Source organism: Inquilinus sp. 2KB_23, from assembly GCF_052115705.1.
Lineage (GTDB): Bacteria > Pseudomonadota > Alphaproteobacteria > DSM-16000 > Inquilinaceae > Inquilinus > Inquilinus ginsengisoli_A.
In genome coordinates this window covers 61,069-84,446 of the sequence record NZ_JBFRHF010000001.1, presented here as the reverse complement: position 1 = coordinate 84,446, position 23,378 = coordinate 61,069, and the positions used below count along the sequence as shown (strand labels likewise).

Here is a 23,378-nt window from a genome sequence, read left to right as displayed (position 1 = left end):
TCGTGGTGGTGGGCTGTTCCCTCAGGGACAGGGGTTGGGGAACGCCGTGTGGATCGCCTCGATCCCCTCCAGCACCTCTGGCGACAACGTGATGTCGGCCGCGGCGATGTTGGCGCGCAGATGGTCCATCGAGGTGGCGCCGATGATCACCGAGGTCATGAACGGCCGCGACAGGGCATAGGCGATCGCCATCTGCGCCGGGTCCAGCCCATGGTCGCGCGCCAGGGCGATGTAGCGCTTGGTCGCCGGCTCGGCGTTCAGCCGGTCGTAGCGCGACTTGCGGCGGTCGACGTCGCGGCGCGACCCCGGCGGCACCTGGCCGTCGAGATACTTGCCGGTCAGCGTCGCGGCGGCGAGCGGGGCGTAGCCCAGCAGGCCGACCGCCTCGCGATGGGCGCATTCCGCCAGCCCGACCTCGAAGCTGCGGTTCAGCAGGTTGTAAGGGTTCTGGATCGAGACCGGGCGCGGCAGGCCCAGCCGGTCCGACGCCTCGACGAAGCGCATCAGGCCCCAGGGCGTCTCGTTCGACAGGCCGACATGGCGGATGCGCCCGGCCTTCACCTCGTCGGCCAGCGCCGCCAGCGTCTCCTCCGGCGCGACGAAATCCTCCGCCTGGTCATGGGCGTAGCCGAGCTTGCCGAAGCTGTTCACCGACCGGTTCGGCCAATGCAGCTGGTACAGGTCGATCCAGTCGGTCTGCAGCCGCTTCAGGCTGGCCTCGACCGCGGCCTTGATATTCCTGGCGTCGAGCCGGGGCTTGCCGTCGCGGATATAAGCCATGTGGCCGCCCGGGCCGCTGATCTTGGAGGCCAGGAACACCTGGTTGCGCTTGCCGGTGCGGGCGAACCAGCTGCCGATGATCCGCTCGGTGCTGCCATAGCTCTCGGCCGTCGGCGGCACCGAATACATCTCGGCCGTGTCCCAGAAGGTGACGCCGCGGTCGAGCGCGTAGTCCATCTGGGCGTGGCCTTCGGCCTCGGTGTTCTGCGTGCCCCAGGTCATGGTGCCGAGGCAGATCGCGCTGACGTCGAGACCGGTGCGGCCGAGCGGACGCTGTTCCATCGAGAAGGGCTCCGGAAGGGCGGTTCGGGACTTAGGTCGGACGATTCCGCCCGATCCTCGCTCTATACCCGGAAACGCCGCCGCACGGAACCGCCCGCGGCGGCGGCCTTACCCGGTCTTGGCAAAGCCGCCGGCCTTGATCAGCGAAACCACGGCGGGGGTGATCCGGTCGACGATGACCTTCACCCCGGCCGCGTTAGGGTGCATGCCGTCAGCCTGGTTCAGCGCCGCCTGGGCCGCCACCCCGTCGAGGAAGAAGGGGTACAGCGGCACGCCATGGGCCTTGGCCAGATCGGGATAGATCGCGTCGAAGGCCGCGCCATAGGCGGGCCCCAGATTGGGCGCGGCCAGCATGCCGGCCAGCAGGGTCGGGATCTTGGCATCGCCCAGCCTGGCCAGGATCTTGTCGAGATTGGCGCGGACGGCGGTCGGGTCGACGCCGCGCAGCATGTCGTTGGCGCCGAGTTCGACCAGGGCGAGGTCGGGCTTGTCGGCCAACGCCCAGTCCAGCCGGTCCAGCCCGCCGGCGGTGGTGTCGCCCGACACCCCGGCGTTCAGCACCCGGACGTCGTAGCCCTGCGCCTTCAGCGCTGCCTCCAGCTGCGTCGTGAAGGCGTCCGCCTCACTCAGGCCCAGACCGGCGGTCAGGCTGTCACCCAACGCCAGGATGCGGATCGCCTCGGCCTGGGCCTGGCCGGCCGATCCGACCGCCAGGCCGAACACCAGGGCCAACGCCGCCGCATTGAAAAGCCGCCGCGGGGTGCTATTTGTCCGAAGTTGACGGAAAGACCACGGAATGCGCATGGACGGGACTTCTCCTGCACCGCCGACCGAGTCCGGAGCGGCGCGCGCAGGGGGCGCGGCGCCGACGATCCGGCTGACGGATGTGCATCTTGAATTGGCGAGCGCGGCCGGCCCCGTCAACATCCTCCGTGGAATCGACTTGCGCGTCGGCGCCGGCGAGGTGGTGTCGATCGTCGGCCCCTCCGGCTCCGGCAAGTCCAGCCTGATGATGCTGCTCGGCGGGCTGGAGCGGCCGACCAAAGGCCGCATCGCCGTCGCCGGCCGCGACCTGACGGCGCTGGGCGAGGACGCCCTGGCGCTGTTCCGCCGCGACCATGTCGGCATCGTGTTCCAGAACTTCCACCTGATCCCGACCATGACGGCGCTGGAGAATGTCGCCATCCCGCTGGAGTTCGCCGGCACCGCCGACGCCTTCGACCGGGCGGCGGAGCGGCTGCGCGCCGTCGGGCTGGGCCATCGCCTGACCCATTATCCCGGCCAGCTCTCAGGCGGCGAGCAGCAGCGCACCGCCCTGGCCCGCGCCTTCGCCGCCGACCCCGACGTGATCCTGGCCGACGAGCCGACCGGCAATTTGGACGGCGAGACCGGGCGGCAGGTGATCGAGCTGATGTTCGACCTGTCGCGCAAGCGCGGCGCCACCCTGCTGCTGATCACCCACGACCCGGCGCTGGCGGCGCGGTGCGACCGCATCATCCGGCTGGTCGACGGCCGCATCGCCGATGACGGCACCGCCACCTCCGCCGCGCTGGCGAAGCTGCGATGACCCTCGCCGTCGCCGCCCGCCTGGCCCGGCGAGAGCTGCGCGGCGGGCTGAAGGGCTTCCACATCTTCCTGGCCTGCCTGGCGCTGGGCGTCGGCGCCATCGCCACGGTGCAGTCGGTCGCCGACGGCATCCGCAGCAGCATCGCCCAGGACGGCCAGGCCATCCTGGGCGGCGACGTGGCGCTGCACCGGCTGTACGAGCCGGCGACCGCGGCGGAGCGGGCCGAGCTGGATGCCGCCGGCCGGGTGGCCGAGGTGGTCGAGACCCGCGGCATGGCCCGCAGCCCGAAGGACGAATCGACCACGCTGGTCGAGCTGAAGGCGGTCGACGGCGCCTATCCGCTGTACGGCAAGGCCGAGCTGGACGAGGGCGGCGACCTGCAGGCCGCCCTGGCGCAGCGCGACGGCGTCTGGGGCGCGGTGGCCGACCCGGAGGTGGCGGCGCGGCTGGGCCTGGCCGTCGGCGACCGGATCGCGGTCGGCGATGCGGTGCTGCAGCTGCGCGGCACCATTGCGCGCGAACCCGACAAGGCGGGCGGCAACGGCTTTTCGATCGGCCCGCGGCTGATGATCGGCCGCGGCGCGCTGGACGCGACCGGGCTGGTCCAGCCCGGCTCGATGCTGGCCTACGATTATCGCCTGGCGCTGCCGCGCGGCAGCGACGCCCACGCCTTCGCCACCGGTCTGAAGACTCGCTTCCCCGACGGCACCTGGCGGATCCGCGACGACCGCGACGCGGCGCCGTCGCTGCGCCGGACCATCGACCAGCTGACCATGTACCTGACCCTGGTCGGGCTGACCGCGCTGCTGGTCGGCGGCGCCGGGGTCGGCAACGCGGTGCGCGCCTGGCTCGACGCCCGGCTGGCCACCATCGCCACGCTGAAATGCCTGGGGGCGCCCGGCCGGCTGATCTTCGAGACCTATCTGATCCAGGTGCTGGTGCTGGCCGGCCTGGGCATCGTCATCGGCTTGGGCGTCGGCGCTGCGGCCCCGCCGGCCGTGGCCGCCCTGATCGACGGGCTGCTGCCGGTGGAGACCAGGATCGGCGTCTATCCCGGTGCCCTGCTGCTGGCCGCCGGCTTCGGCCTGCTGACCGCCCTGACCTTCTCGCTGTGGCCGCTGGCCCGCGCCGCCCGCACCCCGGCCGCGGCGCTGTTCCGCGACCGGGTGGCGCCGCGCCACATCCGCCCCGCCGCCATCTTCATCGCCGCCACCGCGCTGTGCGGCGCGGCGCTGGCCGCCCTGGCCGTGGCCACCGCCTCCGACACGATGCTGGCCGCGATCTTCGTGGCCGGCGCCATCGCCGCGATCGGCCTGTTCCACGGCACTGCGCTGGGCGTCATGGCGCTGTTGCGCCGGGCGCCGCGGCCGCGCCGGCCGGGCCTGCGGCTGGCCCTGGCCAACCTGCACCGGCCGGGCGCGCCGACGCCGCAGATCGTGCTGTCGCTCGGGCTGGGCCTGACCGTGCTGGCGGCGATCGCCCTGATCCAGGGCAACATGGACCGCCAGATCCAGGACACCCTGCCCGGCGCCGCGCCGTCCTTCTTCTTCGTCGATGTCCAGAAGTCGCAGAAGGACCAGTTCGACGCCCTGATCCAGGGCACATCGGGCGCCAGCGACCTGGCCGAGGTGCCGAGCCTGCGGGGCCGCATCGTCTCGGTCAACGGCGTGCCGGTGGAGAAGGCGGTGGTCGACCCCAAGACCGCCGGCTGGGTGCTGCGCGGCGACCGCGGCATCACCTACGCCACCGCCAAGCCGCCCAAGGACAAGATCCTGCAGGGCGAATGGTGGCCGGCCGATTACGACGGCCCGCCCAAGGTCTCGACATCGCAGGAGATCGCCGGCGCCTTCGGGCTGAAGCCGGGCGACCGCATGACCCTGAACGTGCTGGGCCGCGACATCGACGCCGAGGTCGCCAACATCCGCGAGATCGACTGGGGCACGCTGGGCATCAATTTCACCCTGATCATGTCGCCGAAGCCGCTGTCGGCCGCGCCGCACACCTGGCTGGCCACGGTGAAGGTGCCGCCGGCGGCGGAGCCGGGGCTGCAGCGGGCGGTGACCGACGCCTTCCCCAACGTCACCACGGTGCGCCTGAAGGATGCGCTGGAGACGGTGAACGCGCTGCTGTCCCAGATCGGCACCGCGGTGCGGTCCACCGCCGGCATCACCCTGCTGGCCGGCGCGCTGGTGTTGGCCGGGGCGGTCGCGGCCGGACACCGGCGGCGGATCTACGACGCGGTGGTGCTGAAGGTGCTGGGCGCCACCCGCGGCGACGTGATGCGCGCCTTCCTGATCGAATACGGGCTGCTGGGCCTGCTGACCGCCGCGATCGCCTGCGTCCTCGGCACCATCGCCGCCTGGGGCGTTCTGACCTATGTCATGAAGATCGGCTGGACCTTCCTGCCGCTGACCCTGCTGGGCACCGCCGGCCTGTGCGTCGCCATCACCCTGGGCTTCGGCTTCCTCGGCACCTGGGTCGCGCTGGGCCAGAAGGCGGCGCCGCTGCTGCGCAACGAATAGGCCGGTTGAGGCCTTTCTGGACCGGCTTCACCTGAGGCCCTTCGGCGCAGGCCGCACCTGTTGTATGTTGGCCCCGCGCTGCCAATATTTCAGCCGCGTGGTTCTTCACCACCCATAGAGGTTTTGAGATGGCCTTCGATCCACAGGGCCGTTACGCGACGGGGCCGGGCGCCAATGCGCACGCCATCGAGCGTGCGGCGTTCGACGAGGGTCTGCGGCAGTACATGCTGCGGATCTACTGGTACATGGCTGGGGGCCTGCTGATCAGCGGCATCACCGCCGCGCTGGTGATGTTCACCCCGCTCGGCGGCACCTTCCTGGCCGTGAACGCCTTCGGGCGGGTCGGCCTGACCGGGCTGGGCTGGGTTGCGCTGCTGGCGCCGATCGGCCTGATCTTCTGGATGAGCATGGGCATCCGCTCGATGAGCGCGTCCACGCTGCAGACTCTGTACTGGGCGTTCGTCGCCCTGCAGGGCATCGGCCTGGCGCCGGTGCTGATGGCCTATACCGGCGAGAGCGTGGTGCGGGTGTTCTTCATCACCGCGGCGTCCTTCGCAGGCCTGAGCCTGTACGGCTACACCACCAAGCGCAGCCTGTCGGCCTTCGGCTCGTTCCTGGTGATGGGCCTGTTCGGCATCATCATCGCCAGCCTGGTCAACATCTTCCTGGCCTCGAGCGGCCTGGCCTTCGTCATCAGCGTGCTCGGCGTGCTGATCTTCGCCGGCCTGATCGCCTACGACACCCAGCGGCTGAAGGAGCAGTATGCCGAGGGGCAGGGCCATGAGGTCGAGACCAAGACCGCGGTCTGGGGCGCCCTCACGCTGTATCTGAACTTCCTCAACCTGTTCATGTTCCTGCTGCGGCTGCTCGGCAACCGCAACTGAGCGAGCAGACCATAGCCGCAGACAGCCCGGCGGTCCCATCCGCCGGGCTTCGTCTTTCTGGGCCCCCCATCGACATGGACATGACCGACGCCGTTCCCGATCAGCCCCGAAAGGGCTGGGGCCGCCTGGCCGACGCGTTCGACAGCTGGATCGTCGACCATTGCGCGTTCCGCACCTTCGTCAACACGCGGGTCGAGTTCGCGCCCGGCGTGTGGCGCTCGGGCCAGCCCCTGCCCTACCAGATCCGCGGCATGGCCCGCGACGGCATCCGCACCATCATCAACCTGCGCGGCCCACGCGACTGCGGCTCGTACCGCCGCGAGGCCGAGGCCTGTCGCCGCCACGGCATCACGCTGGTCGACCTGACCCTGAAGTCGCGCGACGCGCCCAAGGTCAGCGTGCTGCACCAGATCCGGCGGGTGCTGGACGCGGCGGAGCATCCGATCCTGGTGCATTGCAAGTCCGGCTCCGACCGCGCCGGGCTGATGGCGGCGCTGATCCTGATGACGCGCGAGGGCCGCCCGGCCGCCGAGGCGCTGCGGCAGCTGCACTGGCGCTACCTGCACTTCAAGAAGTCGCCGACCGGCCTGCTCGACCGCTTCATCGAGGCCTATGCCGAGGCCGATGCGCGCGAGCCGATCGCCTTCTGGGACTGGGTCGACACCGGCTACGACCGCAAGGCGGTGAAGGCCTCCTTCGTGCCCAGCGGCATCGCCACCATGATCGTCGACGGGCTGCTGGGGCGGGAGTAGCCGACTTTCCGCAGGTCCGAATTCGGTCTATATTCGGACTGAGCCCAGGAGGCCGCGATGAAACTGTCCGACCGCATCAAGCCGATCAGCTATCTGAAAGCCCATGCCCCGGAGGTGATCCAGGGGCTGCGGGAGGGGCAGGAGCCCTTCATCATCACCGTCAACGGCGAAGCCAAGGCGGTGCTGCAGGACATCGACAGCTACGAAGAGACCCAGGAAACGCTGGCGCTGCTGAAGATCCTGGCGCTGGGCGAGCGCGACTATGAAGCGGGCAGGTTCCGGCCGGCCGAGGACGTCTTTGCCGACCTGGAAGCCCGCCTCGAGGCCCGCCTCAAGGATTGATCCCCGTGTCCCTGCCGGTCATCGTGCTGCGGGAAGCGGAACGGGACCTCGAAAGCATTGTCGACTTTATCGCCGAGCACGATTCAGCGGAGAACGCTCGTCGTATCCTCCGATCCCTGAACGACGTGATCCGGCGGCTGGCAAACCTGCCATCACGCGGCAGCATCTCGAAGGAATTGCGCGCCCTCGGACTGGCTCAGTTCCGCGAGGCCCACCACAAGCCCTACCGCATCATCTATCGGATCCGCGAGGACGCGGTGGTCGTCCATTGCGTTGTCGACGGGCGGCGCGACATGCAGAGCCTGCTGCGGCACCGATTGCTGCAAATGCCCTGAGCCAAATGAAAAGGTCGCGACCTCGGCCGCGACCTTTCCCGTTTCTTCCCTAAACCCGATTCTTGTGCCCGGTTCTCAGGCGTAGTGCTGGCCGAAGCGGTTGGCCAGGAAGTCGGACAGGTTGGCCTGCTCCTGCCGCACGAAGCCGCTCTGCGGCAGCTGGCCGGCGCGGTGCAGGTCGACCATGGCACAGATGCCCGCCGCGGTGGTGACCTGGATCGCGCTCCAAAGCTGGCCGCCGATCTCCTTGGCGTAGACCTTCTTGGCGTAGGTCTCCTGCATCAGCCGGCCGTCCTTCTTGCCCCAGGCGGTGACGAAGATCAGGACCACGTCCTGCTTGGTCATCGGGATCGAGGCCTCGAGCACGTCCTTCAGGATGTCGCGGCGCTGCCCCAGCTGCAGCTCGTTGACCAGGATCTTGACGATGTCGCGATGGCCGGGATAGCGCACGGTCTTGTAGTTCAGGAACTTGACCTTGCCCTCCAGCGTCTCGCACAGCGTGCCCAGGCCGCCCGAGGTGTTGAACGCCTCGTAGTCGATGCCGTCGAGCGAGATGTGCTCCATGCCCTCGAGCGGCAGCACCTCGCGCAGCTCGCCCTCATGGATCGCCTCGCAGGGGTTGCAGTACTCGTTGATCAGGCCGTCGGTCGACCAGGTCAGGTTGTACTTCAGCGCGTTCGACGGATAGACCGGCAGGGCGCCGACGCGCATGTGCACGGTGTGCAGCTCGTCGAAGCGCTTGGCCAGGTCGTAGCCGACGATCGAGATGAAGCCCGGGGCCAGGCCGCATTGCGGGGTGAAGGCGGTCTTCGCGCCCTCGGCCAGGGCCTTGACCCGGCGGGTGCTCTCGACGTCCTCGGTCAGGTCGAAGTAATGGGCGCCGCGGTCCTTCGCCGCCTCGGCGATCAGCGGCGTCAGGTGGAACGGCGCGGCCGAGATCACGACGTCGTGGCCGGACACCGCGTCGCGCAGCGCCTGGGCGTCGTCGAAGCGCAGCTGGCGCTTGGCGACATTGCCCTCGAGCCGGTCGAGCATGCCCTGATCCTGGTCGCCGACGGTGAGCTGGTAGTCCCCGGTGGCGGTCAGCAACGCGGTGATGCAGGTGCCGATCTTTCCCCCGCCGAGCAGCAGAACCTTGGTCATGGCGCGTGTCCCTCACAAACGGACGCCCCGGGGCGAGGTCGCGCCGGGGCGGTACGGATGGATGAGGTCTACATCAGCCGGAAAGCCGCAGAAAGCCTGGTGAACAGCCGTTCCGGAAGGTGCGCGCGGGGGCCGGGCGACCTTCGAGTCGCCGGCCGATCCGGGGCGCCGAGCAAGATAATTAGCCGACCTGAAATTGTGAGTCAGATGGCATTCAACACTGATTCTTCGACGTAGGTTGGGTTCGCCTCGACGAACCCAACGCGCCACAGAAAGATGTTGGGTTCGCTGGCGCGAACCCACCTACACCGCTACGCCACCACCTCCGGCCGCAGGCGGATCACGCCGCGCAGCACCTCGCCGGGCTGCAGCACCGTCGTCCCGGTGTCGGTGCGGCCGGCCTCGGCGAGATTGAAGGCGTCGGTGATGTTGCTGACCGGCTCGACGCAGACATAAGGGTCGTCGGGTGCGTAGCAGACCAGGAAGTCGAGCGGCGCCTCGGCCTCGATCGCGATCCAGGCCCGCCGCTCCGGCCACTCGATCACCGCCCGGCGGTCCCAGTCGGTGAAGGTGTTGTCGGTCCGCACATCCTCCGGCCGGAAGCCGCGGCGCAGGTCCTTGCCCGGCGGCGGCTCGACCAGTTCCAGCGGCATCACCTCGGCGTCATTGGCCCACATCCCGGTGATCCCGGCGGTAACGGTGGTGGCGGGGGTGCGCGGGAAGTAGAGGTGCTGGCCCAGCCCGGCCGGCATCGCCGTATCGCCGGTGTTCTCGACCGAGATCGCCAGGTCGAGCCCGGCCTCGCTCAGGGTGAAGTCCTGCCGGGCATGATAGGGGAAAGGCCAGGCGTCGGCCGCGTGGTCGTAGCCGATGGCGCAGTGGGTCGCCGACTGTTCCAGCACCCGCCAGGGCCGCTGCCAGCCATAGCCGTGCAGTTGATGCCGTTCCGCCGCCGTGTTCAGGGGCAGCGCCACCTCCCGCCCCTGGAAGCGGAAGCGGCCTTCGCGGATCCGGTTCGAGAACGGGGTCAGCGGGAAGTTGCCGAGGCCGAGCGGGTCGCCCGCCGCCAGAGCGGCGGCGGTGGCCGGCCGCAGCCAGTCGCGCCGGGCTTCCCCGGTGCCGGTCCAGTAGGCGGCGATCCCGCCGCCGATCGCCGGCACAAGGTCGAGGCCGCTCGCCCCCGCCCGCAGCCGCACCGTCTCCACCGCCATTCCGTTTCTCCCTTTCGGCAATGCTTGACGCCGATCTTGAGACAGCCCAATACTCTATTTGTATGATGAATAGCAAAGAGCACGATCGGCAAGTCTGATCGTGCCGCTGGGGAAAGGCCGTGGTCGAGAAGAGCGATGAGAATGCCGTCTCCATGGACGGCATCCGGATGGTCTACGTCAAGACCATTGCCCTGCGCGACGCCAGCCTGCAGGTCGGCCGCAACGGGATCGCCGGGCCGCGGCCGCCGCTGATCCGGAAAGGCTTCCGCCAATGACGGGCGTGCCCTACCCGCCCGTGACGGCGGATCCCGCCGCGCCCGGGCGCGACAAGGGGGAAGACCATCCGGCCGAACCGCTCCCCCCAGGCGGCCAGCCACCGCGGGCGAGAGTCATGGTCGAGCATTCCCGCAGCAGCAAGACCTTCTCCCGCCGGTCGCTGCACGGCCAGATCGCCTACGACATCGGCGTGCGGATCGTGCGCGGCGACGTGCAGCCCGGCACCGTGCTGCCGAACGAAGCCGACCTGTCGGTGCAGTTCTCGGTCAGCCGCACCGCGCTGCGTGAGGCGATCAAGGTGCTGGCGGCCAAGGGGCTGGTCGAATCCCGGCCCAAGACCGGCACAAGGGTGCGGCCGCGCGACGAATGGAACATGCTGGACCCCGACCTGCTGGCCTGGCAGTTCGCCACCCAGCCGATCGAGCGCCTGGCCAAGGACCTGTTCGAGATCCGCCAGGTCATCGAGCCCGCGGCCGCGTCGATGGCGGCGGAGCGCGCGACCGACACCCAGCGCGAGGCCATCGCCCGCGCCTTCTCGGACATGGAGGCGGCGCCGGACGGCGACGCCTCGATCGAGCCCGACCTGCGCTTCCACCAATCGATCCTGGCGGCCTCGAACAACGAGTTCCTGCACCCGCTCGGCGCCCTGATCGAGACCGCGATGGCAACCAGCTTTCGCATCACCAACAACGAACCCGGCGCGCTGCAGATCTCGCTGCCGCGCCACCGCGCGGTGCGCGACGCAATCCTGGCGCGGGAGCCGGAGGCGGCGCGCCAGGCGATGCGCGTCCTGCTCGAAGATGCGGTGGAGGATCTCCGCCGCGCCCTGCCGCACATGATTCCAACGCCCTGACCACAGCCTAGCCAGACAAGGACCCCGTGATGGCTGACGACGCCAGCGACAACAACAACAAGAAACCCCTCCGCTCTGCGGCCTGGTTCGGCCCGCACGACAAGGACGGCTTCCTCCATCGCAGCTGGATGCGCAACCAGGGTTTGCCGGACCATGTGTTCGACGGCCGCCCGGTGATCGGCATCTGCCAGACCTTCTCCGAGCTGACCCCCTGCAACGCGCATTTCCGCAAGCTGGCGGAGCATGTGAAGCGCGGCGTGTGGGAGATGGGCGGCTTCCCGCTGGAGTTCCCGGTGTTCTCGACCGGCGAGACCAACCTGCGGCCGACCGCGATGCTGTACCGCAACCTGGCGGCGATGGATGTCGAGGAGGCGATCCGCGCCAACCCGATCGACGGCGTCGTGCTGCTGACCGGCTGCGACAAGACCACCCCGTCGCTGCTGATGGGCGCCGCCAGCTGCGACATCCCCGCCGTCGTCGTTTCCGGCGGGCCGATGCTGAACGGCCGCTACCAGGACCAGACCATCGGGTCGGGCACCAGCGTCTGGCAGTTCGACGCCGACGTGAAGGCCGGCGTCATCAGCCTGCAGCAGTTCATGGAGGCCGAGGCCGGGCAGTCCCGCTCCGCCGGCCACTGCATGACCATGGGCACGGCCAGCACCATGAATTCGATGGCCGAGGCGCTGGGCATGAGCCTGACCGGCTGCGCCGCGATCCCGGCGGTCGACGCCCGCCGCTACGTCATCGCCCACATGACCGGCCGCCGCATCGTCGAGATGGTGCATGAGGACCTGCGCATCTCGAAGATCCTGACCCGCGAGAACTTCCTGAACGCCATCCGCGTCAACGGCGCCATCGGCGGGTCGACCAACGCGGTCATCCATCTGCTGGCCATCGCCGGCCGCGTCGGCATCCAGTTCGAACTGAAGGACTGGGACGAGTTCGGCCGCGACGTGCCGACCCTGGTCGACCTGATGCCGTCGGGCCGCTTCCTGATGGAGGATTTCTACTACGCAGGCGGTGTCCCCGCGGTGACCCGGGCGCTGGGCGAGAACGGCATGCTGTTCAAGGACGCCCCGACCGTCACCGGCAAGTCGATGTGGGAGAACGTCAAGAACACCGCCAACTGGAACCCGGAGGTGATCCGGGCCTGGGACAACCCGCTGGTGAAGCAGGGTGGCATCACCGTGCTGAAGGGCAACCTGGCGCCGGACGGTGCCGTGCTGAAGCCCTCCGCCGCCACGCCGGAGCTGATGCAGCATCGCGGCCGCGCCGTCGTGTTCGAGAACATCGAGCACTACAAGGCACGGGTGGACGACCCCGATCTCGACATCGACGAGACCTGCATCATGGTGCTGAAGAACTGCGGCCCGAAGGGCTATCCCGGCATGGCCGAGGTCGGCAACATGGCGCTGCCGCAGAAGGTGCTGAAGAAGGGCGTGCGCGACATGGTCCGCATCTCCGACGCGCGCATGAGCGGCACGGCCTACGGCACGGTGGTGCTGCACACGGCGCCGGAAGCGGCCGCCGGCGGCCCGCTGGCCCTGGTGCAGGACGGCGACATGATCGAGCTGGACGTCGCCAACCGGCGCCTGCATCTCGAGGTCTCGGACGAGGTGCTGGCCGAGCGGCGCAAGCTGTGGTCGCCGCCGGAGCCGACGATGAAGGGCGGCTACCAGTCGCTGTATGTCCAGCACGTGATGCAGGCCGACAAGGGCGCCGACCTCGACTTCCTGGTCGGCAGCCGCGGCCATGCCGTGCCGCGCGACAGCCACTGACGATCGAACCGCAGGCCCGCCCCTGATCGGGGCGGGCCGCTCTCTATTCTGGCCAAGCGGATCATCATGACCGACTACGCAAGTTATCCATCGCTGCGCGACAAACCCGTCTTCGTGTCGGGCGGCGGCAGCGGCATCGGCGAGAGCATCGTCGAGCATTTCTGTCGCCAGCAGGCGCGCGTCTTCTTCGTCGATATCAACGAGGAGGCGTCGACCGCCCTGGTCGACCGGCTGAAGGCCGAGGGCCTGGCCGCGCCGGTGTTCCGCCGCTGCGACCTGCGCGACATCGCCGACCTGCGCAAGGCGGTGGCCGAGGCCAAGGAGGCCGTCGGGCCGATCCGCATCCTGGTCAACAACGCGGCGCACGACCAGCGCCACGCCCCCGAGACGGTCGAGCCCGACTATTGGGACGACCGCATGGCGGTGAACCTGCGCCACCAGTTCTTTGCCGCCCAGGCGGTGCAGCCGATGATGCAGGCGGCCGGCGGCGGTTCGATCATCAATTTCGGCTCGGTCTCCTGGCGGCTGAAGCAGGGCAACATGCCCGCCTACACCACGGCCAAGGCCGGGGTCGAGGGGCTGACCCGCGGCCTGGCCCGCGACTGGGGCAAGCAGCACATCCGGGTCAACACCGTGATGCCGGGCTGGGTCATCACCCAGCGCCAGAAGGATTTGTGGCTGACACCGGAGGCCGATGCCCGCCGGGCCGAGGACCAGTGCATCCCCGACTATGTGATGCCGGTGCACCTGGCCCAGATGGTGCTGTGGCTGTCCGCCGATGATAGCGCCCTGTGCACCGGCCAGACCTTCGTGGTCGATGCCGGCTGGGCCACGGGATTGTGAGGCAAAAAAGATGAACCTGATCCAGATCCGCACCCAGGCCGGCGAACGTCGCGTCGGCGTCGTCTCCGGCGGCGGCGACACGCTGAAGCTGCTGTCGGTCTTCGAGACCACCTACGACCTCGCCCAGGCGGCGATCGGCGCGCGCAAGGGCATTGCCGAGCTGGTCGCGGCCGATGAGGGCGACGGCACCGACTCCTACGCCGCCGTCATCGCCGAGGGCCGGCTGCTGGTGCCGCTAGACCATCCCGACCCGGCGCATTGCATCGTCACCGGCACGGGGCTGACCCATCTCGGCAGCGCCGACGCCCGCGACCAGATGCACAAGACTCTGGGCGAGGCGGAAAAGCTGACCGACAGCATGAAGATGTTCCGTGACGGCATCGCCGGCGGCAAGCCGGCCGGGGGCCAGGCGGGCGGCAAGGCCGGGGTCCAGCCGGAATGGTTCTACAAGGGCGACGGCTCGATCGTGGTCGCCGGTGAGCAGCCGCTGACCATGCCCGACTTCGCCCTGGACGGCGGCGAGGAGCCGGAGATCACCGGCTGCTACCTGGTCGGGCCGGACGGCACGCCCTGGCGCGTCGGCTTTGCCATCGGCAACGAGTTCTCCGATCACATCACCGAGCGGCAGAACTACCTGCTGCTGGCCCATTCCAAGCTGCGGCAGTGCTCGGTCGGGCCGGAGCTGCTGATCGGCCCGCTGCCGGACGACGTGCGCGGCACCAGCCGGATCACCCGCGGCAACCAGGTGATCTGGGAGAAGCCGTTCCTGAGCGGCGAGGCCAATATGAGCCATTGGATCGCCAATCTGGAGCACCACCACTTCAAATACGGCCTGTTCCGCCGGCCCGGCGACGTGCACCTGCACTTCTTCGGCACGGCGACGCTGAGCGTCACCGACGGCATCAAGCCCGAGCCCGGCGACCGCTTCGAGATCGAGGCCGCCGCCTTCGGCCGGCCTTTGCGCAACCCACTGGCGCGCGCGGCGGAGGAGACGGTCGTGGTGCGGGCGCTGTAGGCTCGGGGCACGGACCACTCCCTTACTGTCATTGCCGGGCTTGACCCGGCAATCCAGAGGGTCTCGACAGACTCTGGATGCCCGGGCCAGGCCCGGGCATGACAGGCAGAAACGACGGAAGACGGGGAAACGCAGATGAACAGGATCGACCTCGACGGCAAGATCGCCGTCGTCACCGGCGGGGCGCAGGGCATCGGCCGCGCCGTCGCCGAACGCTTCATCGCCTCCGGCGCCCGGGTGGTGCTGTGGGACCGCGACCAGGCGCTGGTCGAGCAGACGGCGAAGGCGATGGGCGCCACCGGCACCGCCATCGACGTCACCGACGCGGCCGCGATCGCCGCCGCGGTCGAGGCCCAGGGCCAGATCGACATCCTGATCAACAACGCCGGCATCGCCGGGCCTTCGGTGAAGACCTGGGACTATCCGATCGACACTTGGCGCCAGGTGATCGAGCTGGACCTGAACGCGGTCTACTACTGCTGCCGCGCGGTGGTGCCGGGGATGATCGCCCGCGGCTATGGCCGCATCGTCAACGTCTCGTCGATCGCCGGCAAGGAGGGCAACCCGAACGCCAGCGCCTATTCCGCCGCCAAGTCGGGCGTGATCGCCCTGACCAAGTCGCTGGGCAAGGAGTTGGCCGGCCAGGACATCGCGGTCAACTGCGTCACCCCGGCCACCGCAAAGACCCGGATCCTGGAGCAGATCAGCCAGGAGCATATCGACTACATGCTGTCGCGCATCCCCCGCGCCCGCTTCCTGAAGGTCGAGGAGGCGGCGTCGATGATCGCCTGGCTGTGTTCGGCCGAGAACAGCTTCACCACCGGCGCCGTGTTCGACCTGTCCGGCGGCCGCGCCACCTATTGACCCGATGACGGCCCCCGACCTGCTGCCGGCCCTGCGCCGGATGGGGCTGGCGGGCCCGGGCGAGACGCCGCGCTTCACCGCGCTGACCGGCGGCGTCTCCTCCGACATCTGGCGGGTCGACCTGGCCGCCGGCCCGGTCTGCGTCAAGCGGGCCCTGCCGAAGCTGCGGGTCGCGGCCGACTGGCAGGCGCCGGTGGTGCGCAACCTGTATGAGGCGCGCTGGATGCGGGTGGCCGCCGGCATCGTGCCGCAGGCGGTGCCGGCCCTGCTGGGCCAGGACGATGCCGCCGGCGCCCTGGCCATGGCCTATCTGGCGCCGGAGGACCACCCGGTGTGGAAGGCCCAACTGCGCGACGGCCAGGCCGATCCGGCGGTCGCGGCCGAGGTGGGACGGCGGCTGGTCAGGATCCATGCGGCGACGGCGGCGGATCCGGGTCTGGCGGCCGAATTCCCGACCGACGGCATCTTCTACGACATCCGGCTGGAGCCCTATCTGGTCGCGACCGCGGCCGCGCATCCGGATTGCGCCGACGCGCTGTTGGCCCTGGTCGAGACCACGCGGGCGACCAAGCGGGCGCTGGTCCATGGCGACGTCAGCCCGAAGAACATCCTGATCGGACCGCAAGGCCCGGTGTTCATCGACGCCGAATGCGCCTGGTGGGGCGACCCGGCCTTCGACCTCGCCTTCTGCCTGAATCATTTGCTGCTGAAGGGGCTGTGGCGGCCCGAATCGGCCGGGCAGTTCCTGGCTTGCTTCGACGCGCTGGCCGTCGCCTATCTCGCCGGCGTGGACTGGGAACCGGCCGCCGCCTTCGAGGCCCGCGCCGCGCGGCTGCTGCCCGGGCTGCTGCTGGCCCGGGTCGACGGCAAGTCCCCGGTCGAATACCTCACCGACTCCGCACAGAAGGACCGGGTGCGCCGGGTGGCGAAACCGCTGCTGCTGGCCCCGCCGAACAGACTGGCCCAGATCCGCATCGCCTGGGCCGAGGAGTTGAGCCTGTGACCCGCACCACCATCGCCGAGATCCGTGGCCGCCGCGTGTGGGACAGCCGCGGCCGGCCGACCGTGGAGGCCGAGATCCGGCTGGAGGGCGGCGCGATCGGCCGCGCCATCGCCCCAGCCGGGGCCTCCACCGGCTCGGGCGAGGCGCTGGACCGGCGCGACGGCGGCACCGGCTTCGGCGGCCATGACGTGCGCGGCGCGGTCGATGCGGTGAATGGTGAGATCGCCCGCGCCCTGGCCGGCTTCGACGCTTCCGACCAGGCCGGGCTGGACCAGGCCCTGATCGGCCTGGACGGCACCGCGAACAAGGCGCGGCTGGGCGGCAACGCCACCATCGCCGTGTCGATGGCCACGGCCCATGCTGCCGCGGCCGCCGCCGGCCTGCCGCTGTGGCGCCATCTCGGCGGCGACGATGCCGTGCTGCTGCCCCTGCCGGAGATCCAGATCTTCGGCGGCGGCGCCCATGCCGGACGGCGGCTGGACCTGCAGGACTTCATGGTGATCTGCCCCGGCGCCGGCAGCTTCGCCGAGGCGCTGGACTGGACCGCGGAGGTCTACCGCGCCGCCGGGTCGCTGATGGCCGAGTCCGGCAAGCTGTGCGGCGTCGCCGACGAAGGCGGCTTTTGGCCGGCCTTCGCCGATTCGGCCGAGGCGCTGGACATGCTGGTCCGCGCCATCGAGACCGCCGGCCGCCGGCCGGGCGATGAGGTCGCGATCGCGCTGGATGTCGCCGCCTCCGAATTCGGCCGCGACGGCCGCTACCGCTTCGAGGGGCGGGAGCGCGACACCGGCGAGATGGTCGAGCTGGTCGCCGGCTGGACCCGGCGCTGGCCGATCCTGTCGGTCGAGGACCCGGTGGCGGAGGACGATGCCGCCGGCTTCCGGGCCATCACCGCGGCGATCGGCGACCGGGTGCAGATCGTCGGCGACGATTTCCTGGTCACCGATGCGGCGCGGGTGCGCGAGGCCGCGGCGACACGGGCCTGCACCACCGTGCTGATCAAGCCGAACCAGCGCGGCACCCTGACCGAGACCAGGGCGGCCTGGGATGCGGCGAAGGCGGTCGGGCTGACCGGCATCGTCTCCGCCCGCTCGGGCGAGAGCGAGGACACCACCATCGTCGACCTGGTGGTCGGCTGGGGCGTCGGCCAGCTGAAGGTCGGGTCCTTCGCCCGGTCGGAGCGGATGGCGAAATGGAATGCGGCGCTGCGGATTGAGGAGGCGCTGGGCGGCCGCGCCATCTTCGCCGGCCGAAGCACCTTGCGCGGGTGAGCGGTCTGGGGTGTTCTGCCGGTCCCGCATCCGGATGAGCTTATGAATTTCGACCTCGCCTCGATCGATCTCCGCATCCTCGGCCTCGTCATCCTCGGCGTCGCGCTGCTGACCCTGCTGGTCGCGCTGTTCCGGCGGACCCGGCTGGATCTGAGCCCGCTGACCGGCGCGATCGAGGATCTGCGCCGCGACCTGGGCCGGGTGGAGCAGGAGTTGCAGACGGCGGAGCGTCGCGCCGAAGCCTCGGCCGAGGCCCGCGACAGCCGCCAGCGGCAGGAGATCGCGGCGTCCCTGCGCCACACCGGCGAGACGCTGGTCGGCGCGATGCGGGCGATCGGCGAGACCCAGCAGACCCGGCTGGACACCGTCGCCACCCGGCTGCAGGCCCTGTCCGAATCGATGGCGCAGAGCCAGGGCCGGCTGCGCGAGACGCTGGACCTGAACCTGCAGAAGCTGCGCCAGGAGAATGAGGCGAAGCTGGAGCAGATGCGCGCCACCGTCGACGAGAAGCTGCAGGCGACGCTGGAGACCCGGCTGCAGGCCCAGTTCCAGACCGTGAGCGAGCGGCTGGAGCGGGTGCATCAGGGCCTGGGCGAGATGCAGGTGCTGGCCGGCGGCGTCGGCGACCTGAAGAAGATGCTGTCCGGCGTGAAGACCCGCGGCACCTTCGGCGAGGAGCAGCTGGACGCCCTGCTGGAGCAGGTGCTGACCGAGGACCAGCTGGTGCGCAACGCCCGGCCGCGGCCGGATAGTTCCGAGACGGTGGAGTTCGCCATCCGCCTGCCCGAAGGCGTGCTGCTGCCGGTCGACAGCAAGTTCCCGCAGGAGGATTACGAGCGGCTGAACCTGGCGCTGGAGGCCGGCGATACCGTGGCGGCCGAGGCGGCAGGCCGGCAGCTGGACCGGCGGATCCGCGACGAGGCCAAGAAGATCGCCACCAAATACATCTATCCGCCTGTCACCACCGATTTCGCGGTGCTGTTCGTGCCGACCGAGGGGCTGTTCGCCGAGATCCTGCGCCGGCCCGGCCTGCGCGAATCGGTGCGCGAGCAGTACCGCGTCACCATCCTGGGCCCGACCACGCTGGGCGCCTTCCTGTCCAGCCTGCGCATGGGCTTCCGCACCCTCGCCATCCAGCACAAATCGGCCGAGATCTGGCAGGTGCTGGGCGCGGTCAAGGCGGAGTTCCAGAGCTATGGCGAGCTGATGGACAAGGTCGGCAAGAAGCTGCAGGAAGGGCAGAACGTGATCCAGCAGATCGGCACCCGCACCCGCGCCATCCACCGCAAGCTGCGCCAGGTCGAGGAACTGCCGATGGACAAGGCGGCGCCGCTTCTGGAGCTGGACGTACCCGAGGCCGACATGCCGGCCATGACGGAAGACGAAACGCCATAGCCTTGTTGCATCGGATATCGGCACGACCTATCCAGTAGCCATTCATCCGACAATAGGTCGAGAGAGGGAACGAAATGAGCGTCCACGCCAATTACATCGCCGGATCCTGGGTCGAAGGCCCGGACGCCGCGAAGAACGTGAACCCGTCGGACCTGTCGGACGTGGTGGGCGAATACACCCGCGCCGACCGCGCCCAGGCGGAGCAGGCGATCGCCGCGGCCCGCGCCGCCTTCCCGAAGTGGTCGATGACCACGCTGCAGGAGCGGCACGACCTGCTGGACAAGATCGGCAACACCATCCTGGCGAAGAAGGAAGAGCTGGGCCGGCTGCTGTCGCGCGAGGAGGGCAAGACCCTGCCCGAGGGCATCGGCGAGGCCGCCCGCGCCGGCCAGATCTTCAAGTTCTTCGCCGGCGAGGTGCTGCGCATCCAGGGTGAGAAGCTGGCCTCGGTCCGCCCCGGCATCGATGTCGAGATCACGCGGGAGCCGATGGGCGTCATCGGCCTGATCACGCCGTGGAACTTCCCGATCGCGATCCCGGCCTGGAAGATCGCCCCGGCCCTGGCCTACGGCAACTGCGTCGTGTTCAAGCCGGCCGACCTGGTGCCGGGCAGCGCCTGGGCCCTGTCGCAGATCATCATCGACTCCGGCGTGCCGTCCGGTGTGTTCAACCTGGTGATGGGCCGCGGCTCGGTGGTCGGCGAGGCCTTCGTCGCCAGCCGCGATATCGACGCCATCAGCTTCACCGGCTCTGTCGGCACCGGCCGCGCCATCGCGGTGCGCTGCGCCGAGATCGGCAAGAAGGTGCAGCTCGAGATGGGCGGCAAGAACCCGATGGTCATCCTCGACGATGCCGACCTGAACACCGCCGTCGGGGCCGCCACCAACAGCGCCTTCTTTTCCACCGGCCAGCGCTGCACCGCCTCGTCCCGCCTGATCGTGACCGAGGGCATCCATGACCGCTTCGTCGCGGCGATGACCGAGAAGCTGAAGTCGCTGAAGGTCGACAACGCGCTGAAGCAGGGCACCGAGATGGGCCCGGTGGTGGACCAGAGCCAGCTGGACCAGGACCTGTCCTACATCGACATCGGCGTCAAGGAAGGCGCCAAGCTGGCCTTCGGCGGCGAGCGGCTGAACCGCGAGACCGAGGGCTTCTACCTGTCCCCGGCGCTGTTCATCGAGACCACCAACGACATGCGGATCAGCCGCGAGGAGATCTTCGGGCCGGTCGCCTCGGTGATCCGGGTCAAGGACTACGAGGCTGCACTGGCAACGGCGAACGACACCGAATTCGGCCTCTCCGCCGGCATCGCGACCTCGAGCCTGAAATACGCCAGCCACTTCAAGCGGGCCAGCCAGGCCGGCATGGTGATGGTGAACCTGCCGACCGCGGGCGTGGATTATCACGTGCCGTTCGGCGGCCGGAAGGGCTCCAGCTACGGCCCGCGCGAACAGGGCCGCTACGCCGCGGAGTTCTACACGGTGGTGAAGACCGCTTATACCTTCCCAGGCTGATCGGCTGAAGGCCGATCATGGCCTCGGGCTGATCTGACGCAGGCTGATCAATGCAAAGGGCCCGGCCGGCGACGGCCGGGCCCTTTCATTTGGCCGGGCGCGCTTGACACCCCGCCCGGCCCTTGCGAGCCTCGGCCCTGGAAGTGACACGGGGTGCCCGCGCTCGGGCTGAGATCATACCCGTCGAACCTGATCTGGGTCATGCCAGCGAAGGGAACCGTCACGCGATGCCTGGCCCACGGGCCATGATCCTCTTGGATCGATCGCCGACGCCCCCTTCGCCACGGCGGAGGAATGGATGAGCACGGCATTTCAGGCATTCGGATCGACCGGGCGGCGACGCTTCGACCTGTCGGTCTATCTCGTCACCGACACCCGGCTGAGCGGCCCGCGCGGCGTCGCGGCGGTGGCCGCGGCGGCGGTGCGGGGCGGCGTCACCCTGGTGCAGCTGCGCGACCCCGACGCCACCACCCGGTCCCTGATCGAGGCGGCGCGGCAGCTGCAGGCGGTGCTGGCGCCGCTGGGCATCCCGCTGATCGTCAACGACCGGGTCGACGTGGCCCTGGCGGTCGGCGCCGACGGCGTGCATCTGGGCGACCGCGACATGCCGGCGGAGACCGCGCGCCGGCTGCTAGGCCCTGAGCTGATCATCGGCGTCACCGTGCATGACGCGGCGGAGGCGCGGGCGGTCGATGCCGCCATCGCCGACTACGCCGGCATCGGCCCGGTCTTCGCCACCTCGACCAAGGCCGAGGCGCGGCCGGCGATCGGCGTCGACGGCTTCCGCACCCTGCGCGAGCAGGTGCCCCTCCCCGTGGTCGGCATCGGCGGCATCGATGCGGCCCTGGCCGCCGCCGTGGTCGCGGCCGGGGCCGACGGCGTCGCCGTGGTCTCGGCGATCTGCGCCGCCGCCGACCCGGAGGCCGCCGCCCGGGCGATCCGCGGGGCGGTGACCAACGGGCGGGGAACGGCGTGATCCCCGCCGGCACCATCCCCAACGTCCTGACCATTGCCGGCACCGACCCGTCCGGCGGCGCCGGCATCCAGGCCGACCTCAAGGCGTTCTCCGCCCTCGGCGCCTACGGCACCACGGTCATCACCGCGCTGGTGGCCCAGAACACCCGCGGGGTCGAGGCGGTGGAGCTGGTGTCGCCGGCCTTCGTGACCCGGCAGATCGACTGCCTGCTGGCCGATGTGCGGATCGACGCGGTCAAGATCGGCATGCTGGCCACCGCCGGGATCGTGCGCGCGGTGGCCGACGCGCTGCGCCGGCACGGGCTGACCCAGGTGGTGGTCGACCCGGTCATGGTGGCCAAGAGCGGCGACCGGCTGCTGCGCCAGGACGCCGTCTCCGCCCTGCGCGAGGAGATCCTGCCGCTGGCCGCGTTGGTCACCCCGAACCTGCCGGAGGCGGCCGACCTGCTGGACCGGCCGGCGGCCGCGCGCCGGGCGGAGATGCCGGAGACCGCGGCGGCGCTGCTGGCACTGGGGCCGCGCGCGGTGCTGCTGAAGGGCGGGCACCTGGAGGACGAGGCGGAGAGCCCGGACCTGCTGCTGGGCCCGGCCGGCGCCGTCATCCTGACCGCGCCGCGCATCGCCACCCGCAACACCCACGGCACCGGCTGCACCCTGTCGGCCGCGATCGCCGCCCTGCTGCCGCAGCGTCCCGACCTGGAGACGGCGGTGCGCGAGGCGAAGTCCTATCTGACCGGGGCGCTGCAGGCCAGCGGCCGCCTGTCGGTCGGCGGCGGCCACGGCCCGCTGCACCATTTCCACGCGCTATGGGGCTGACCGGTCAGGCGGCCGCCGCCTGATCCCGCTGCTGCGCTTCGAGCAGCCCCGCCCGCTCCGCCTCGGTCAGCTCGATCCGGGTCAGCCCGGCATCGAGCAGGAACGGAACGCCGCCCGCCGCGCCGGTCACGGCGAGCGCGCGCTTGCCCTTGGCGTCGAGCGTGAACGGCAGGAAGTCCTTGGCGGTCATCACATTCGCCTTGGCCTCACGGCCGGCGGACGGATAGCTGAACCGCCAGGCGATGGATTTCCGGACCTTCTGGCGGGTCCGGATGGTCACCGCCACTGGGGTCAGCTTCTGGCCGTCCAGCGCCAGGGCCTGCCGCTCGCCGCGATGCTGGCCGATCGAGGCGCGGACCATCCCGATGACGCCGACGACCAGCAGCACCACGGCCGCCGCGAAGCAGAGGACCCGGTCCCAGAAATAGTCGAGCCCCAGGGTCGTGGTCAGCAGATGCGGGTCGTCGGCGCTCTGCACCACCTCGGTGTCGTAGTCGCCGGAATGGATGTCGAGGAAGAAGTAGGAGACGTCGGAGCGGAAGGCGGTGCCGTCCGGGCCGGGCGCGGTCAGGGTGGCATCGCAGAAGGTGATGGCCAGTCTTGTCTGGCAGCTGCCGTCCGCAACCTCACCGTCCTGCGCGATTGCCGGATTCTGGCGGATCCGCGCATCGTTCAGCAGCGGCGGCGCCATCCACACGAACAGGGCGGCAAGCATTCCCAGCAGGATCACCTCGACGAAGACGAGCATGATCACGCGACGCACCGTCTTCGGCTTGGGCGCGTTCACCCGCAGCGGCCGGGTCGGGAAGGCGGACAGGGTCTGCATGCGGGAACTCGTCGTCAGTGATTTCTGTGGGCGGGCGGGTCGATACCGCCCGCCCGCAGAAAGCGACTGAAGAGGATTTTGTTCCCGCCCCGACGCTGGCGACCGACTTCGCCGACCTCGCGATCGGCTTC

General features: G+C 70.0%; 23 protein-coding genes and 1 riboswitch. Of the genes, 18 read left to right on the top strand and 5 right to left on the bottom strand.

Going from position 1 to position 23,378, the window contains the following annotated elements; all coding sequences use genetic code 11:
* Window positions 1–21 precede the first annotated feature (21 nt).
* A complete protein-coding gene (locus AB4112_RS00385; RefSeq protein ID WP_309797611.1) occupies window positions 22–1,062 on the bottom strand; it encodes an aldo/keto reductase in 1,041 nt (346 codons plus the stop codon).
* 108 nt (window positions 1,063–1,170) lie between these two features.
* On the bottom strand, window positions 1,171–1,785 hold the full coding sequence (locus tag AB4112_RS00380; RefSeq protein ID WP_441716911.1) for an arylesterase: 615 nt from the start codon (window positions 1,783–1,785) through the stop codon (window positions 1,171–1,173).
* 175 nt (window positions 1,786–1,960) lie between these two features.
* Between AB4112_RS00380 and AB4112_RS00375 the strand changes: the two genes are divergently transcribed.
* From AB4112_RS00375 to AB4112_RS00350, 6 genes are all read left to right on the top strand, one after another.
* Window positions 1,961–2,629 (top strand): ABC transporter ATP-binding protein, encoded by a 669-nt coding sequence (locus tag AB4112_RS00375; protein ID WP_441716518.1) that lies wholly within the window; start codon window positions 1,961–1,963, stop codon window positions 2,627–2,629.
* On the top strand, window positions 2,626–5,151 hold the full coding sequence (locus AB4112_RS00370) for an ABC transporter permease (RefSeq protein ID WP_309797616.1): 2,526 nt from the start codon (window positions 2,626–2,628) through the stop codon (window positions 5,149–5,151). The genes AB4112_RS00375 and AB4112_RS00370 overlap by 4 nt, the downstream gene beginning before the upstream one ends.
* Window positions 5,152–5,279: 128 nt before the next feature.
* Window positions 5,280–6,035 (top strand): Bax inhibitor-1/YccA family protein, encoded by a 756-nt coding sequence (locus AB4112_RS00365; protein ID WP_309797619.1) that lies wholly within the window; start codon window positions 5,280–5,282, stop codon window positions 6,033–6,035.
* A gap of 80 nt (window positions 6,036–6,115) precedes the next feature.
* Window positions 6,116–6,787 carry a fused DSP-PTPase phosphatase/NAD kinase-like protein gene (locus AB4112_RS00360; RefSeq protein ID WP_309797621.1) on the top strand — a complete coding sequence of 224 codons (672 nt, stop codon included), beginning with the start codon at window positions 6,116–6,118 and terminating at the stop codon, window positions 6,785–6,787.
* Between the two features lie 57 nt (window positions 6,788–6,844).
* Window positions 6,845–7,129 (top strand): type II toxin-antitoxin system Phd/YefM family antitoxin, encoded by a 285-nt coding sequence (locus AB4112_RS00355; RefSeq protein WP_309797623.1) that lies wholly within the window; start codon window positions 6,845–6,847, stop codon window positions 7,127–7,129.
* Between the two features lie 5 nt (window positions 7,130–7,134).
* Complete coding sequence (locus AB4112_RS00350; RefSeq protein ID WP_309797625.1) at window positions 7,135–7,464, top strand: type II toxin-antitoxin system RelE/ParE family toxin; 330 nt, start codon at window positions 7,135–7,137, stop codon at window positions 7,462–7,464.
* 75 nt (window positions 7,465–7,539) lie between these two features.
* Here AB4112_RS00350 and AB4112_RS00345 read toward each other — a convergent pair whose 3' ends face one another.
* Together AB4112_RS00345 and AB4112_RS00340 are read right to left on the bottom strand one after the other, a co-directional pair.
* Complete coding sequence (locus tag AB4112_RS00345; RefSeq protein WP_309797626.1) at window positions 7,540–8,607, bottom strand: saccharopine dehydrogenase family protein; 1,068 nt, start codon at window positions 8,605–8,607, stop codon at window positions 7,540–7,542.
* Between the two features lie 311 nt (window positions 8,608–8,918).
* On the bottom strand, window positions 8,919–9,818 hold the full coding sequence (locus tag AB4112_RS00340; RefSeq protein ID WP_309797628.1) for an aldose 1-epimerase: 900 nt from the start codon (window positions 9,816–9,818) through the stop codon (window positions 8,919–8,921).
* A 119-nt stretch (window positions 9,819–9,937) separates the two neighbouring features.
* Here AB4112_RS00340 and AB4112_RS00335 point away from each other — a divergent pair, with 119 nt between their 5' ends.
* The 12 genes from AB4112_RS00335 (at window position 9,938) to thiD (ending at window position 22,421) form a co-directional block, all read left to right on the top strand.
* A complete protein-coding gene (locus AB4112_RS00335) occupies window positions 9,938–10,093 on the top strand; it encodes a hypothetical protein (protein WP_309797630.1) in 156 nt (51 codons plus the stop codon).
* 116 nt (window positions 10,094–10,209) lie between these two features.
* Window positions 10,210–10,947 (top strand): FadR/GntR family transcriptional regulator, encoded by a 738-nt coding sequence (locus AB4112_RS00330; protein ID WP_309797633.1) that lies wholly within the window; start codon window positions 10,210–10,212, stop codon window positions 10,945–10,947.
* A gap of 29 nt (window positions 10,948–10,976) precedes the next feature.
* Complete coding sequence (locus AB4112_RS00325; RefSeq protein ID WP_309797635.1) at window positions 10,977–12,725, top strand: IlvD/Edd family dehydratase; 1,749 nt, start codon at window positions 10,977–10,979, stop codon at window positions 12,723–12,725.
* Between the two features lie 66 nt (window positions 12,726–12,791).
* Entirely contained in the window at window positions 12,792–13,568 is a 777-nt protein-coding gene (locus AB4112_RS00320) for an SDR family NAD(P)-dependent oxidoreductase (RefSeq protein WP_309797638.1), read from the top strand.
* A 10-nt stretch (window positions 13,569–13,578) separates the two neighbouring features.
* The gene (gene araD1, locus AB4112_RS00315) at window positions 13,579–14,583 is read left to right on the top strand and encodes an AraD1 family protein (RefSeq protein WP_309797640.1); all 1,005 of its coding nucleotides are present in this window, start codon (window positions 13,579–13,581) and stop codon (window positions 14,581–14,583) included.
* A 135-nt stretch (window positions 14,584–14,718) separates the two neighbouring features.
* Entirely contained in the window at window positions 14,719–15,447 is a 729-nt protein-coding gene (locus AB4112_RS00310; RefSeq protein ID WP_309797642.1) for an SDR family NAD(P)-dependent oxidoreductase, read from the top strand.
* A gap of 4 nt (window positions 15,448–15,451) precedes the next feature.
* Window positions 15,452–16,450 (top strand): phosphotransferase family protein, encoded by a 999-nt coding sequence (locus AB4112_RS00305; RefSeq protein ID WP_309797643.1) that lies wholly within the window; start codon window positions 15,452–15,454, stop codon window positions 16,448–16,450.
* Window positions 16,447–17,721 (top strand): phosphopyruvate hydratase, encoded by a 1,275-nt coding sequence (eno, locus tag AB4112_RS00300; RefSeq protein WP_309797644.1) that lies wholly within the window; start codon window positions 16,447–16,449, stop codon window positions 17,719–17,721. Before AB4112_RS00305 ends, eno begins: the two co-directional genes overlap by 4 nt.
* 42 nt (window positions 17,722–17,763) lie before the next feature.
* Window positions 17,764–19,116 (top strand): DNA recombination protein RmuC, encoded by a 1,353-nt coding sequence (rmuC, locus tag AB4112_RS00295; RefSeq protein ID WP_309797646.1) that lies wholly within the window; start codon window positions 17,764–17,766, stop codon window positions 19,114–19,116.
* 74 nt (window positions 19,117–19,190) lie between these two features.
* A complete protein-coding gene (locus tag AB4112_RS00290) occupies window positions 19,191–20,630 on the top strand; it encodes an aldehyde dehydrogenase family protein (protein WP_309797647.1) in 1,440 nt (479 codons plus the stop codon).
* Window positions 20,631–20,769: 139 nt separating this feature from the next.
* Window positions 20,770–20,864, top strand: a riboswitch (TPP riboswitch).
* A gap of 64 nt (window positions 20,865–20,928) precedes the next feature.
* Window positions 20,929–21,606 carry a thiamine phosphate synthase gene (thiE, locus tag AB4112_RS00285; protein ID WP_309797649.1) on the top strand — a complete coding sequence of 226 codons (678 nt, stop codon included), beginning with the start codon at window positions 20,929–20,931 and terminating at the stop codon, window positions 21,604–21,606.
* Window positions 21,603–22,421: a bifunctional hydroxymethylpyrimidine kinase/phosphomethylpyrimidine kinase gene (thiD, locus tag AB4112_RS00280; RefSeq protein ID WP_309797650.1), complete on the top strand. Its 819-nt coding sequence runs from the start codon at window positions 21,603–21,605 to the stop codon at window positions 22,419–22,421. The genes thiE and thiD overlap by 4 nt, the downstream gene beginning before the upstream one ends.
* A gap of 4 nt (window positions 22,422–22,425) precedes the next feature.
* Here the strand turns inward: thiD and AB4112_RS00275 are convergent, their stop codons facing one another.
* On the bottom strand, window positions 22,426–23,247 hold the full coding sequence (locus tag AB4112_RS00275; protein ID WP_309797652.1) for a hypothetical protein: 822 nt from the start codon (window positions 23,245–23,247) through the stop codon (window positions 22,426–22,428).
* Window positions 23,248–23,378 lie beyond the last annotated feature (131 nt).

Coding starts and splice junctions, on each gene's coding strand:
- rmuC (WP_309797646.1), top strand. CDS start 17,764: ATGAATTTCGACCTCGCCTCGATCGATCTCCGCATCCTCGGCCTCGTC.
- thiE (WP_309797649.1), top strand. CDS start 20,929: ATGAGCACGGCATTTCAGGCATTCGGATCGACCGGGCGGCGACGCTTC.
- AB4112_RS00330 (WP_309797633.1), top strand. CDS start 10,210: ATGGTCGAGCATTCCCGCAGCAGCAAGACCTTCTCCCGCCGGTCGCTG.
- AB4112_RS00345 (WP_309797626.1), bottom strand. CDS start 8,607: ATGACCAAGGTTCTGCTGCTCGGCGGGGGAAAGATCGGCACCTGCATC.
- AB4112_RS00275 (WP_309797652.1), bottom strand. CDS start 23,247: ATGCAGACCCTGTCCGCCTTCCCGACCCGGCCGCTGCGGGTGAACGCG.
- AB4112_RS00320 (WP_309797638.1), top strand. CDS start 12,792: ATGACCGACTACGCAAGTTATCCATCGCTGCGCGACAAACCCGTCTTC.
- AB4112_RS00385 (WP_309797611.1), bottom strand. CDS start 1,062: ATGGAACAGCGTCCGCTCGGCCGCACCGGTCTCGACGTCAGCGCGATC.
- AB4112_RS00360 (WP_309797621.1), top strand. CDS start 6,116: ATGACCGACGCCGTTCCCGATCAGCCCCGAAAGGGCTGGGGCCGCCTG.
- AB4112_RS00305 (WP_309797643.1), top strand. CDS start 15,452: ATGACGGCCCCCGACCTGCTGCCGGCCCTGCGCCGGATGGGGCTGGCG.
- AB4112_RS00310 (WP_309797642.1), top strand. CDS start 14,719: ATGAACAGGATCGACCTCGACGGCAAGATCGCCGTCGTCACCGGCGGG.
- AB4112_RS00365 (WP_309797619.1), top strand. CDS start 5,280: ATGGCCTTCGATCCACAGGGCCGTTACGCGACGGGGCCGGGCGCCAAT.
- AB4112_RS00370 (WP_309797616.1), top strand. CDS start 2,626: ATGACCCTCGCCGTCGCCGCCCGCCTGGCCCGGCGAGAGCTGCGCGGC.
- AB4112_RS00290 (WP_309797647.1), top strand. CDS start 19,191: ATGAGCGTCCACGCCAATTACATCGCCGGATCCTGGGTCGAAGGCCCG.
- AB4112_RS00340 (WP_309797628.1), bottom strand. CDS start 9,818: ATGGCGGTGGAGACGGTGCGGCTGCGGGCGGGGGCGAGCGGCCTCGAC.
- araD1 (WP_309797640.1), top strand. CDS start 13,579: ATGAACCTGATCCAGATCCGCACCCAGGCCGGCGAACGTCGCGTCGGC.
- AB4112_RS00355 (WP_309797623.1), top strand. CDS start 6,845: ATGAAACTGTCCGACCGCATCAAGCCGATCAGCTATCTGAAAGCCCAT.
- AB4112_RS00325 (WP_309797635.1), top strand. CDS start 10,977: ATGGCTGACGACGCCAGCGACAACAACAACAAGAAACCCCTCCGCTCT.